The organism is Polyangium fumosum (assembly GCF_005144585.1).
GTDB classification, from domain to species: domain Bacteria; phylum Myxococcota_A; class Polyangia; order Polyangiales; family Polyangiaceae; genus Polyangium; species Polyangium fumosum.
This window is the reverse complement of sequence record NZ_SSMQ01000051.1, coordinates 1-13,386: the sequence shown is the minus strand read 5'-3', so window position 1 is coordinate 13,386 and position 13,386 is coordinate 1. Positions and strand designations below refer to the sequence as shown.

Genomic DNA, 13,386 nt, shown 5'->3' with positions numbered 1-13,386 from the left:
CGTCGTGACCACGGGAGGGACGGGGCGTCCTACCGGGGAACATGGCGTGACCACCGGAGGATCACGGCTCGACTTGGTGCGCGCGGCGGCGGCGCGGGGGAGGATCGGGGCGTCCCTTCTGTGGGGTGGACGCGGAGCGGGCGAGAGACGGGGTCACCTGGCCGCGTTCGGTCGCGGAGCGGAGGTGGATCACGGCCGAGGCGAGGATGCTCGCCCTTGGAATGGGCAACGTCAGGCTGCTTTCGCTACCAGGGGAGCCAGGACGTGCAACACGATGTCGGCGCTGAAGTGGGCGAGGATCGCCATCTCCAGCCCGCGCTTCCAGTACAGCCAGCCAAACGCCAGTCCGGCGATGGAGTTGAGCAGCACGGTGCGTACGACGACCACCGCATCGAGCCCCCAGACATGGTGCGCGGCAGGCAGGTGGCCTACGCCGAACAGCAGCGCGGCCATGGCGATCGCGATCCCGTAGACGCGCGGCGATGGCCTGGCCTTGCGCAGCACCGCGACCAGCCACACCATCAGCGTCATCAGGAACAGGCGCAGTTGCAGCTCCTCGGCGATGCCGCCGTAAAACGAAGCGAGGAAACCGTTCAGCGCCGATTCTCCGGCACCGGATTTCGCCGGCGGGTGCAGCATCGGCGGCAGGAACGGATCGATCCCCGCGGACAGGGCGACGACCCCAAGCGCGGCGGCGACGCCGAGCAGGATCGCCTGCAGCGGCCGCGGCGCGAGGACCAGCGGCTCGTGGTTGATCCAGCGTTGCAGCAGCGGCGCGCCGAGGCCGACGCGACGGCCCATGCGCAGGCCGGCCAGCGACGTCAGGCCCATCAGGACGAGCGCCTGCAGCGACTGCGCGACGACCAACACCGGGAGCGGCACCGGCAGCTTCGCGAACTTGTCCGGCATGAGCTGCACCAGGTACGGGATCAGCGCGGCCACGGCCAGCGCCGACACCACGCCGAGCAGCACGGCGATCTTCAGGTCGGGCTTCCACGGGGCGGTGGAAACGGGCAGAGGGGTCGTGGCGGTCATCCTTGCGCCTTCTTGAACACCCGCATCGCCTGCGCTCTCGGCGCGGGGCCTCCTCGACGCGTAGCATGCTCCCCGTGCGGCGGCCAACCGGGCGGGCCTCCGTGCAGCTTGCGGCTGGCTGGGGAGTATCCTCGGAAACGTCAGAGCCCGGTCACCGCGATTTGCTGAACGACGGAGACAGGGCTCCCGCTCTGCGTCGTCGCCGTCCCCGAAAGCCATACGCTGCGCGCGTTGGCCACGGAAAACCCGGTCTGCGGCGTGATCGTGATCCGCAGGGCATCATTGCGCGGAGCCGTGGCCGCCACGCGCGCCGAGCGAACGATACCCTGGCGATCGACGATCACGAGCGTGAGGTCGGTCATCGTGACGCCGGGCCTCGCATAAAGGATCACGTTGTTCGGGCCATCGACGGCCAGCACGCAGGCCGGGCACGCAGGCCAGTTCGGCTGCGGGAACGTCCACGGCGAGGCGGCGACCGTCGGGTGGCCGGCGCTCGGAAGGGGCAAGGTGTCCGGGAACGACGCCTGCGAGACGATCGCCGCATTGAACTCGCCCGCGAGCGTGGCCAAGAGCGTGGACGAAAGGGCCGGATTGGGCAACGGATCGTTCTGCGCTCCCACGGGCGCGGCATCGTCGCAAGGCACGCCAAGCGCGCGACATAAGGAGAGGCGGTGCACGGCGCACGCGCTCGTCCCGATGCACGTATCCGGATCCGCGCGGATGTTCGAGCCATTCTGCTGGAGCACCACGCCCGATTGATAGATCGCGTCGAGGATCTCGGGCGCGGTGGCCGCGGGGTTGTACGCCCACCTGCCCGCGGCGATCGCGCTGGCGACCGCCGTCGCGACGGACGTGCCCGTCAAGAGCGGCGGCGCCGTGGGGGGTTGCCCGTTCGTATTGGGCGTGACCGCGGCGTTCGACGACATATCCCAGCCGGCCGCGAGCAGGCCGAGGGCCGCGAGGCGCGGGCGCGCGAGCGGGCGCGACGGGACGAGGGGGGCGTCGTTGTAATCGACGCCGCCGACGGCATACACGACGCGATCGTAGGCCTGCGCGGACGCGGGCCTGCGCGGGAAGCTCGGCCATCGCTCGGCCCACGCCGTGATGAACTTGGCGCCGACGAGCGCGTCGCACGTCGCGGCGTCGGGCGTCGAGATCACCTCCCAGCGCGCGGGACACACGAGGCCACTCGGCGGCTTGGGTCCGCCGGTGTCGTTGCCGGCGGCCGCGAGGAGGAGCGCGCCGTGGCACGCGGCATACCGCATCGCATCGAGCACGGCGCGCGCGGGCGGCGCGAGCGAATCAGGGTTCTGGGCGAGCTGAGCGGGCGCGCAATTGTTCCGCTCCGGATCGTCCTCCCATCCCACGCTCAAATTGAGGACGAGCCGCGGATCCCCCTGCCCTGCGGCGACCTCGGTCCGAAAGGAGAGCACGCTCCGCTCGATGGCCTGCGCGAGATCTCCCTCCGTGCCGAAAAACCCGCCCTGCGCCGGCGAGGTGACCAGGGGATTCGCGAGGTCCTCGCGGGGCAAACCGAGCGCCGTCGTGACGTGGGCCGCGCAAGGGGCCGCCTCGGTGTTTGGACACGCGAGATCCCGGGCGACGTGCGCCACGGTATCGCCGTGCCGGCTCTGGCCGACGGCAATACCGCCGGAGAGCGCGTCGGGCGACGTGTCGACGGCGACGACCCGCACGGGGCGCGGGAGCGTCGGATCCATGGCCGACGGCGCAAGCGAATCGACGCCGCCGGCCCGTCGGGTGAGCGATTTGCGCGCCCAGCCCGCGGCGTCCTCCTCGAAGCCGAGCGGCGCCGTGTCGATGCAGTCCTCGCCGAGTTCCGCGCCCGCCGTGACGACCGTCTGGAGGTGATTGATCTCGTCATCCCCCGGTCCATTCGCGCCGTACGGCAAGCATTGCGTCGCGCCGGGGTTCACGCGCGCGCCGGTCCACTCGTAGACGCAATAACGCGCGAGCGCGGGCGGAGGGCCGCCCACGGGCCCCTTGAAGAGCTTCTCCTCCGCCCAGATGCCGAGGGAATCGGCGGGGCAAGGGGCGCTGGGGTTGCCGATGGAGATCCAGCGCTGGCCGGTGCAGCCGGCGTCATCCTCCGCGGGAGGACACGGCGCGGGCGCGGGACCGCAGGCGAATCCGGGGGCGAGCACGGCGCCGAGGACGACCAGAGAAAGCCCGAAGCGGGACGACAGGAAGCGGGACACGAGACCTCCACGGTGAGCGATCGTGAGACTTTACGCCGCTCACCGTGGAGATTGGACAGAGAATCCGCGTGGCCTCACGGGCGGCGGCGTCGCGCGAGCCCACCGAGGGCCGCGAGGCCGAGAAGGAGGCCCACGACGGAGCCTCGCTCACCGCCCGCCGCGCTGACGGAGCAGCTCTCGGCGGCGGCGAGGTTTTTCGTCGGCGAGAGGATGTCGCCGGGGAGCTCCTTTTTGCAAGGCTGGGGCACCTGGAAGCAAACCTCGTCCGCGCAGCACTCGTTCATCTCTTCGTCGTGAATCCCCACGGTGAGGCAAAGCTCCTCGCCGGGCGTCGCGCCCGTGAACGAGAGCCCACCCACGTGCGCGAGGCCCCCCGGGGGCGTGGCCGGGACGTCCACGTATTGCGGCGAGACGGTCACGCCGCTCGGCGGGAACAGGAAGACGTGCTCGATCGTGTCGAGCGTGCGGTTCTCGAAGTTGAACGAGGCCTCGAACGTCCCGCCCGGCGCGCCCTGGATACAAGAGGTCTTTTGCCCCTCGACGGAGAAGCAGCACGCCGGCACCTCGAAGCAGACCTCCTTCGAGCAGCATTCATTTTGCGAGGGGTTCGACATCCCCAGGTTGAGGCAAACCCCGGCGCCGGGATTGACGCCGGAGACCGTCACCGTGACCTTCGTCGACGCCCCGGGCTGGAGCGGATCGGCCAGCGTGACGACGTTCGGGGACACGTGCGGATCGGGCAGGAGCACGTAGGTGATGGGCTCGTCGAGCTCGTTCTTGATCTCGAGCGTCAGCGAATATCCACCCCCGCCGCCCTCGCAGGCGAGCGGCTTCACGTCCACCGTGGCGCACGTCTCACCGGAGGACGGCGGCGGCTCGCAGGAGCCCTCGCAATCGACGCCGTCGTTCGGATCCTCCCACGTCGTCTGCGTCGTGACCGAGGTGGTTTGTCCGCCCGCGCTCGCGAAGACCTGGATCGTGTTGCCGCAGGCCGCGAGGCTCACGGGCGCGCTGAATTGCGGATCGGCGCCGCAGTTCGAGGTGCAAATGTCGACGGCGGGGCCGCCGTTGATCGTGTACCAGATGTGATCGACGGGGACGCCGCTGCTCGCCACGGCGCCGACGATGTCGGGCGTCGCCGACGTCGCGCAGAGCGGGAGCTCGGCCGAGACGCTGAGGCCCGGCGAGACCGTCACGCGCTGCCCGCAGCCGAGCGTGAGCGTGGTCTTGGCGAACGTCGCGTTGCTGACCGCGCCGGAGACCGATTCTACGCTCGATCCAGGCTGGATGGTATACGACCCCTGGGGGAGCGCGAGGCGAACCATGCCGTTCGTGGCGGCGTTCGCCTGGGTCTGCGGCCATCCCTGGAACGTGCCCTGGGCCGTGTACGACGTCGCGTTCCCCATCCAGTCCGTCCCCGTGAACGAGCCGGTCACCTGGGCGTAGGGATCAAAGAGCAGCCCGCTCGCGATGGAATAGGGCAGCTCGACCTCGTTGAAGCAATAGATGTGGTCGATGGGCACGACGTCGCCCGGGCCGACGAGGTGGCTCGTGCCGTCGCGCCGCATCGTGAGGAAGCCCTGGCGCTGGGCGGCCGGGGCGTCGAAATCGAGCATCAGACCCGTCTGTGTCCACTGCGTCGGGATGTCGTACGGATTGACGACGAGCTGCTCGTACACGGACGAAAGCGCGCCGATCGCCGGGTCGAAGGTGCCCTCGAACGAGGTGATGCTCTGGCCGCCGTAGGTGTCGGTGTCCAGCGCCCGCAGGGTGGTGCCCCAGGGATACTGGCTCGACCAGGGGGGATCGGCCGAAAACCGCAGGGCCGAGAGCGAGCTGTACGCGCCGCTGTTCGCCGCCACGTAGGGGTCGGCGAGGTGGATTTTCCCAGCGAACCGGGCGGGCGTCATGACGAACGGATAGCGGAGCTGCCCGCCGATGTTTTGCTGCAAATCGGAGCTCACGCCGGACTGGACGGTCATCGGGCCGGCGGGAAAACCGGGTCCCATGCGCGGCGTGACGAGCTGCGTGGCGAGGCGGCCCGTGCGGACGAGCGTCTGACCATACCCGCGGTAATCACCGGGGATCATGTTGGGCAGGGTCCACCAGTCGGCGGGGGATGCGACGGGCATCTCGGGGGGCGAGAAATACCCGTAACGGCTGTTGCCGGAGGGCCCGTCCTGCGCGCGAATGTACGTCTGGCCCAGCTCGACCTCCCCGAGCACGTCGAACGGGCCCGTCAGCGAGCCGAGCGCGCCGCCGCCGTCGATGTACTGGGACATGTCGATGCAGATGTCCTGGATCTCGTCACACGCCGGATGCAAATCCAGCGGGATCTGGAACGTGATGGTGTTCAGCGTCGGGTCGTTCCCCGTCGTGATCGAGAGGAGCCTGGTCTCGCTCGTGCCGCCGAGCTGCAGGATGTAATGCTCGGCGGTGTTCTGGAAGTTGCTCGTGCTGTAGCTCGTCTGGATCGAGCCCGAGCCGATGGTGAAGGGCGTATTGCACTGCGGATCGAGCCCCCAGCGGACGCGCACGAGGCCAATGCAGTCCGCGATGTCCGCGGTCGTCCCGCCGGGCTGCTGCGCGAGGGGCTTCAGCACGACGCCCGTCGTGGGCTGGAACCAGTACTGCCCCGACGCGGTGTACCCGGCCGCCGCATACAGGAAGCCGGTCGCGCCCAGGCTGTACGTGACGCCGCCCGGCCCCCCGGCGCCCGACTCGGCGGAGAGCTCGAAGCTGCGCGAGAGCGGCGTGCCGACGAGCGCGTTCGTGTTGCTGGTGTACCCGGAGGGCGACGAGCTCGAGGCGTTCACCTGGGCCGACGTCATCCCGAGCTGCTGGAGCAGCGCGACGACACTGGGGTTCGTATTGGAGAACCGCGCCTGTCCTTTGATGACGTTGGGCTCCAGCACGACGTCCGCGAAGGCCGTCGTGCAAGGCAATACGATGGATACACCGATGAGCGTGGACAGAACCGTCCTCTTCGACATGCGAGCCATGTCCCACCTCTCGAAAAAAAGCCCGAGCGCGCCCCGAGGGCGCGCCACGGCCATGCGGCGCGCACGCGGGACCTACCTCGCGGCGTGTTCGGCGGGGCTTACGCCTTCGGATCCGGAGATTGGACAGAGGTGGAGAAAAAAATCTCGCGGGCGCCTTGGCTCACTCCCCGAGCAGGCGCAGGGCGGTCCCGTCGGCCTCGGGCGACGCCTTCCGGAGGGCGAGGGTCACAGCGCGCAGGGCGTGGGCCGGGTCGCGCTCGATAGGCTCTGCATAAAGGAGGCGCGTCGCTTGCTCGGCGAGCGCGTCGCCCATCGGGCGGGGCGTCGCGACGGCCGCGCGGGCGCCCTTCAAGAGGAAGGCCTGCGCGAGGCCAAGCCCCCCGGCGCCCGCGTCGACCTCCGCGGCGCGCGCGGTGTCGCACCCCGCGAGCACCACGACCGCGGGGACACGGGCCAAGGCCATCACGTCGGCCACCGAAAAACGACCCCGGCGGGCGAGGCGGAGCGAGGCTTCGAGCCCGTCCGGCCCCTCGAACGTGGCATGCCCCGCATAATGCAAGAGCCGCACGGAGGGCAGCTCCAGCGCGTCCCGCACGGCCTCGTGCGTCGCGGCCTCGCCGAGGAGCGAGACGACACGCAAGCCCCGGGCTTCGAGCGCCGCGACGACCGCCCCCGCGCTCCCGCGCGCGCCGGGCAGATCCTCGGTCGGATCGGCGATCACCACGGCCGTCGTGCCTTCGGGCGCCCCGGGCCGCGGCGCGAGGTCCATCGAATACACGACCTCCGCGCGCTCGATCAGCGGCGCTCCATCGAGCGGGAGCGCGTGCCAATCCGTGGACAGAAGCTCCCCCGGTACCACCAGACGCACGCGACGCACGTTCGCGAGGGCGCCTCGAAAAGGCGCGAGCCACGCCTCGGCGCGCGCGGCCGGCGCGCTCGAAGGCTCCAGCGCTCCGAGCCGCCGGGCCTCGACCTTCCGCCCGCCCTCCGTCACGACGAACCCCGCGAGGCCCTCGTGCGCCGGGTGCACCACGAAAAGCGCCTCCTCCGCGGCCGGAACGGACAAGGGCGGCGCCGCCTCTCGCGCCTCGCCCGCGCCGAGCGCCGCGAGCGCCCGATCGAGCGCGCCCCGCAACGCCGCCCGCTCCGGTTCGAGCCCTCCCGCGCCCGGACCACGCGCCGCGGCCTTCTCCTCCAGCACCGCGCGCTCGTGCCGGTACGCCGCCACCGCCTCGTCCCAGCGCCTTCGCGCCTCCGCGGGGAGCGCGCCCACGCGGTTCACCCAATGAAATGCCTGGACGAATCCCGCGAGCGACCGCCGCGCCGCCTCCATCGCCTCCCGCGCGGCCCGCGCATCGCCCCGCTCCGCCTCGCGCAACAAGAACTCCACCCAGAGCCGCGCGCCGCGCTGCCGCGCCGAGAGAAACGACCCCCGCCCCTCGCCGAGCGGCACGCCCCGCCCCCACGCCACGAGCGCCGCCTCGGCCTCCCCGAACGCCGCGCGCGCCTCCCCGCGTTTTCCGAGCGCCGCGAGCGCCTCCGCCCGGCCGAGCGCGCCCTCGAAGACGAGCTCGGGCAAGAGCAGCCGCTCCCCCTCGGCCCGCAGCGCCTCGTGCGCCGCGAGCGCGTCGTTGGGGTTTCCCTCGGACAGGAGCAGCCGCGCCTCGATCATCCGTTGCCACCCGCCGAGCTCGGCCCAGCCGCCCGCGCGCTTCGCTTCCTCCAAACGCGCCCGCGCCTCCTTGCCGCGCCCCCTCTCATGCTCGACGAGCGCGAGATTCACGAGGACGTTCCCGAGCCCCGCCGGACAGCCCTCGCGCGTGATCACGAGCGCCTCGTCGAGCTCCCGTTTGGCTTCGTCGAGCCCGCGCCCCGAGCGCGCGGAGGCCCGGAGCGCGATCCACCCGGCATTGCTCGCGAGCTGCGCGCGCCGGCACGCGTCCGCCGAAGGCCCCGCGAGCGCCCGCGCCTGCCCGAGCCGCGCCGCCGCCTCCTCGTGCCGCCCGAGCACCGCCAGCACCTCGGCCTCCTGCTCCAGCACCGCGCTTCGATACACGTCGAGCCCGAGCCGCTCCGCGCCCGCCGCCGCGGCCGAAAACGAGGCCAGCGCCGCGCGCAGATCCCCCGTCTCGATCCCGAGCAGGCCCTTGTAATACGCCGCCTTGGGCTCGCCCTCGGGGCACGCCAAAAGGAGCGGCCCGAGCCCATCGAGCAAGGCCCGCGCCTCGCCGAACGCGCGCTTGTCCAGCAGGAGCCCGTACGAAAGCGCGAACGTATCGTCGAGCTCGTCCGCGAGCCGCCCCGCCGCGTGATCCTGCGTGATGGCCTCGCGAAACAGCGCGGCCGCTTCGTCGAACCGCCCGCGCGTGGCCATGAGGATCCGGGCTTTTTGCCGGATCGCGGCCCGCCTCGTGTCCGGCGCCCCCTGCGCGAGCACGCCCTCCACGAGCGACGAGGCCCGATCGAGCTCGCCGCGCTTCCGCGCCGCCTCCGCCTGCACCAGGGCGTCCGGGAGAACCTCCGCCGGGGCGGAGGCGCACTGGGAAACGCGATTCTTCGGCGCGCCCTCGTTCTCCCCGCCCCCGCCGAGCGCCCCGCGCGGCCGCGAGAGCGTGATCCGCAGCCGATGCGTCGACAACGCGGCGAGGTTGTCTCCGGATGCCGCCGCCTTCGCGAGCGTCGCTTCGTCCGGGAGTGCCTCGGGCCGGCCCACGAGCAAAACGACGTCCCACGCGCCTTCGGGCACGTCCCCGAAGAGCGCCGCCGCGGTCCCCTCGATCCGCACGACGCCGCCCGCCCCGACGACCATGGGCGGCTCCCACGCCCTCGCGGCGCCCTCCCGCACGAGAAACCCACGCACCGCGATCGCCCCCGCCACGGGTGATCCGGGCCGGAGCGCGAGCGAGAGCCGCGAAGCCGGATCCAGCCGGATCACCACGTCTTCCGGCGGCCTGTCCCCCCGCTCGGCCTGGTTGCCGCCCTCGACGGAGAGCGTGTACGCCGCGATCGGGGCCGGCGCGTCCCGGCGCAGGAGGACGAAGAGCGCGAGCGCCCCGAGCGCCGCGGCGACGAGCGCCCCGACGAGCCCGAACCTCCGGCGCGCGCCGAGTTTCTTGGGCCTCTCGATCGGGACGACCGGCGCCGGGCGGGCTTCTTCCGGCGCGCCCTTCGCGTCGAGCGTGGCGAACACGGCGTCGGCGAGCGCGCTTCGTTCGGCCTTGTCGAGCGGACGCAAAAGCTCGGCGAGCTCTTTCTCTTCGCGCTCGCGCGCGCGCCGGGCGAGGTCCTCGATCCGCGGATCCTGCTCTTCGCTCACAGCCCCTCCTCCCGGGTCCTCGGCGCCCCGCGCACGGGCGGACGCGAGCTTTCGGCCTCGTCGTCGAGGATCCGCCGCACGCGCTCCCGGAGCCGCTGGCGCTGCTTGTAGACCGCCTCCCGGCTCTTGCCCGTGACCACGCACATCTCCTCGATGGAACGCTCGTCCACGAAGAACGCGAAAAACCCCTCCCGCTCCTCGTCGTCGAGCTCGGCTTCGAGCCTCCGCAGCGCCTCGCGCGAGACGATCGTCGTCTCGTGGCTCTGCTCGCCGCGGGGCAGCGCGAGCTCCAAGGCCTCCTGCTCGGTCGCGATTTCGGTGAAGGGGCTCCGCACGCGGCTGCGCAGGATCGAGCGGACGTGGTTCTCCGCGATGGTCCCGACGAACGCGCCGAGCGGGCCCGCGGCCGGATCCCAGCGCGCGAGCAGGTGATGGCCGAAGACGTGCACGAAGACCTGCTGGCAGAGATCCATCATCTCGGTGCGCAGATCCCCCTTCGAGTTCAGGCGCCGGACGAGGACACGGGCGACGCGGGCCTGGACGACCGGCGCGAGCACGTCCTCGATGAGCGCGCGTTGGGCCGCACGATTGCCGCCGAGCGCGCCTCGTACGAGCGCCTCGATCTCCGACGAACCGTGCGCTCCGCTGCTCTCCGACACGAAACTTCCTGGTGCTTCCCGGTCTGCCGCTCATACCACCCGGTCCGCCCGGGGAGCAAGCGCGGGCGTAGAGCCGCTTCCCGCGCCCGCCTGCTCCGTGGTAATCGATGTGGGATGATGCCCAAGAATTTCCCACGCCTCCGTTTTCTCGCCGATCGCGTGAGCCTGCTCCTCTCGGCGGCCCTGCTCGCCGCGTGCGCGCGCGGCGAGAGCCCGGCGCCGGCCGAGGGCCACGCGCTCGGGGACGCGGCGTCCGGGGCGAAGGTGTCACCCGCGTTTGATCTCGACGCGAGCGTCCGCGCGTCCCGCGCGAGGTTCCGGGCGGAGAACGGCAGGTTCGTCGGCGCGGGGTCCGCACACCAGATCGCGGCGACGGCAGAAGGGTTCGAGATCGTGCCGATCGCGCCGGCCGCGTCGCCGCGCACGTCGCCGCGGGCCGGCGCGCCGCTGCGCGTGAAGACGGCGCGGGTCACGCGGGGCGGGACCGAGCTTGGGCGCGGGGCGGGCGCGGGGCGCGTCGAGGCGGATGGGCACCTCGTCGTTTCGCGCGGGGACGTCGACGAGCACCTCGAAAATCGGGACGGCGGCGTCGAGCTCTCGTATTCGTTCGCGCGCGCGCCCGAAGGCGCGGGGGATCTCGTGGTCACGCTCGACGTCGGGGGCGAGGCGTTCATCGGCGAGACCCACGACGGTCACCATTTCATCGACGCGGCCACGGGGATCGGCGTGCGGTTCGGCCGGGCGACGTGGATTGACGCGACGGGGAAAAAGACACGCGTGGACGTGCGCGGCGAGCAGGGGCGCATCGTGATGCGCGTGCCGGCGCGCGTGCTCGCGGCGTCGGCGTATCCGGCGGTGCTGGATCCGCTCCTCACGCCGGAGTTCGGGATCGATGCGCCGATCGCGGGCCTGCCGGCGGGGCGGCGTCGGTTCCGGCCGGCAGTCGCGTCGAACGGAAGCCATTACCTCGTCGCCTGGGAGGAGGATCGTTATCTCGACCCGATCCAGGACAAGCGTATCTATGCGGCGCGTATCGCCGCCGACGGCACCGTGCTCGACACGACCGGGTTTCCCGTCGTCGAAGGCTCGAACCCGATCAAGCCCGCGCTCGCGAGCGACGGGAACGGCTTTTTCTTGACGTACCAGACGGGCAGCCCGTTCACGATCTCGAGCACGGGCGTCTACGGCCAGCGCCTCGACGCGAACGGCAAACCCGTGGGCGCGCCGGTCACGCTCTCGACGTCGACGACGATCCAGCAGAAGACGCGGGTCGCTTATGACGGCGTGAATTACCTCGTCGCGTGGATCGACAATTCCACGGGCCTGTACGGGCGCGTCTCGCCGGCCGGGCAGGCCCTCGATCCGGGCGGGATCGTGGTGGGGCCGGGCTACCGGCTCGACGTCGCGTCGAACGGCGCGGGGGCGCTCCTCCTGCGCGAGACGGGCGGGTCCGGGTATGCACACCGCGTCGACGCCCAGGGCGCGCTCGTGGATGCGGCGGGCATCGAAATCATGACGCCTTCGCCGATCCTCGACACGTGGGATCCGGTGCCGGTGTGGACGGGGCAGAATTACTTCATCGCGTACGGCCAATACGACGACGACACGTACGAGACGACGATCAAGGGGACGCGCTTCGACGCGCAGCAGGGCGAGGTGCTGGATCCCGATGGCATCGCCATCGGCGATCCGGTCTACGACTTGACGGAGATCGACGTGACGACGGACGGCACGAACGCCGTCGTGACATGGTGCAATTACTGGACGGATTTCGTCGCCTACCCGCTGCGCCGCGCGCGTGTGTCCCCCGAGGGCGTGGTGCTCGATCCGGGCGGCGTGACGTACACGGACCTGGGCGCGAAGGGGCAAGGTGCCTCGAATGGGTCGCAGGCGCTCGTCGTGTGGCAAAACGCGTATTTCGATGGCTTCTTCCCCGGCGGGTATTCGATCCAGGCGCGGCGCTTCGACCCGACCGGCGCGGCGCTCGACGCGGCGCCGATCCTGGTCTCGGGGGGCGCGAACGACCAGCGGTCGCCATCGGCGGCCTTCGACGGGCAAAACTTCGTCGTCGCGTGGTCCGACGCGCGTGACTTCCTGCTGGAGCAGGGCACGAACCTGTATGCCGCGCGTATCACCCCGGCGGGCGTCTCCCTCGATCCGAACGGGATCTTCGTGGAGGACGGGGGGGGCGACGTGGCGCACACGAGCGTCGCGTTCGACGGGACGCGCACGATCCTCGGCTTCTCGAATTGCATCAATGGTTATGACTCTTCCACCTGCGCGAGCTTCGTGAACCGGATGGATACGCAGGGCGTCGTGATCGATCCGCCGTCGATCGAGCTGCCGAATTTCTCCGACCTGAGCGCGCGTGTGGCGCTCTCCGTCGGCGCGGGCCGGACGCTCGCCGTGGGCTCCGCATACGACACGGACCTCGGGGACGACGTGCTCGCCTCGTTGACGATGGACGCGGGGGGACAGGTCTCCCTCGGCGGTGTCGTCTCGCTGGAGGCGACGTCCTCGGCCCTGAGCGCGTCGTTCGACGGGACGAACCACCTCGTCGCGTGGGAGCCGTCGAACGGCTCGGCAGTGCGCGTGGCGCGCGTCGATGGGATGGGGGCGCCCTTGGATCCGTCGCCGCTCACGCTCGCGGGCCCGGGCAGCTTCGGGGGTGTCTCGACGGTGTTCGACGGGACGAATCATGTGGTGTTCTGGATCGACAAGGCGGCGCAGAAGCTCGTCGGGACGCGGGTGAGCCCGGCGGGCGCGCTCGTGGACGCGGCGCCGATCGAGCTCGCGAGCCACGCCGGCTGCGCCTACCTCGCGCTGGAGGAGCGCGGCGTGGTGAGGGATGGCGGCCGGTTCATCGTCGCCTACCGGGCTTGTGGCCCCACGATGACCGACGAGGCGGCCCTCGTGCTGGACGGCCATCTCGCGGTCGTCACGAGCTTGCCGATCACGGCGGACGACAAGCCGAAGGGCCCGCCGTCACTCGCGTCGACGAACGACGGCAAGGTGCTGGTCACGTATTCGACGTTTTTCGTGGAGGCCCCGTTCGGCACGGCGCGGGTTCAGGCGCGGGTGATCGATTTCACGGAGAACACGGGCAGCGGCGGCGCGGGCGGGGCCGGGGGAATGGGTGGGGCGGGAGGCAGCGGCGG

General features: G+C 71.3%; 6 protein-coding genes. 1 reads left to right on the top strand and 5 read right to left on the bottom strand.

The genetic code is table 11. From position 1 onward, the window contains the following. Positions 1-231: 231 nt before the first annotated feature. The 5 genes from E8A74_RS35860 to E8A74_RS35840 all read right to left on the bottom strand — a co-directional run bounded on the left by E8A74_RS35860 (position 232) and on the right by E8A74_RS35840 (position 10,228). A complete protein-coding gene (locus E8A74_RS35860; RefSeq protein WP_170229619.1) occupies positions 232-1,035 on the bottom strand; it encodes a CPBP family intramembrane glutamic endopeptidase in 804 nt (267 codons plus the stop codon). 140 nt (positions 1,036-1,175) lie between these two features. After that, positions 1,176-3,251, bottom strand: a complete 2,076-nt coding sequence (locus E8A74_RS35855) for a S8 family serine peptidase (RefSeq protein WP_136933593.1) — start codon at positions 3,249-3,251, stop codon at positions 1,176-1,178. A 74-nt stretch (positions 3,252-3,325) separates the two neighbouring features. Further along, positions 3,326-6,244: a hypothetical protein gene (locus tag E8A74_RS35850; RefSeq protein ID WP_136933592.1), complete on the bottom strand. Its 2,919-nt coding sequence runs from the start codon at positions 6,242-6,244 to the stop codon at positions 3,326-3,328. Between the two features lie 169 nt (positions 6,245-6,413). Beyond that, positions 6,414-9,569 carry a CHAT domain-containing protein gene (locus tag E8A74_RS35845; RefSeq protein ID WP_136933591.1) on the bottom strand — a complete coding sequence of 1,052 codons (3,156 nt, stop codon included), beginning with the start codon at positions 9,567-9,569 and terminating at the stop codon, positions 6,414-6,416. Then, positions 9,566-10,228: an RNA polymerase sigma factor gene (locus E8A74_RS35840; protein ID WP_136933590.1), complete on the bottom strand. Its 663-nt coding sequence runs from the start codon at positions 10,226-10,228 to the stop codon at positions 9,566-9,568. Before E8A74_RS35840 ends, E8A74_RS35845 begins: the two co-directional genes overlap by 4 nt. 114 nt (positions 10,229-10,342) lie before the next feature. Here E8A74_RS35840 and E8A74_RS35835 point away from each other — a divergent pair. After that, positions 10,343-13,386, top strand: a 3,044-nt coding sequence (locus E8A74_RS35835) for a hypothetical protein (protein ID WP_136933589.1), incomplete at its 3' end; no start/stop codon positions are given.

What these genes read in the sequence shown, in the direction of transcription:
- E8A74_RS35850 (WP_136933592.1), bottom strand. Translation starts at nt 6,244, where the DNA reads ATGTCGAAGAGGACGGTTCTGTCCACGCTCATCGGTGTATCCATCGTA.
- E8A74_RS35860 (WP_170229619.1), bottom strand. Translation starts at nt 1,035, where the DNA reads ATGACCGCCACGACCCCTCTGCCCGTTTCCACCGCCCCGTGGAAGCCC.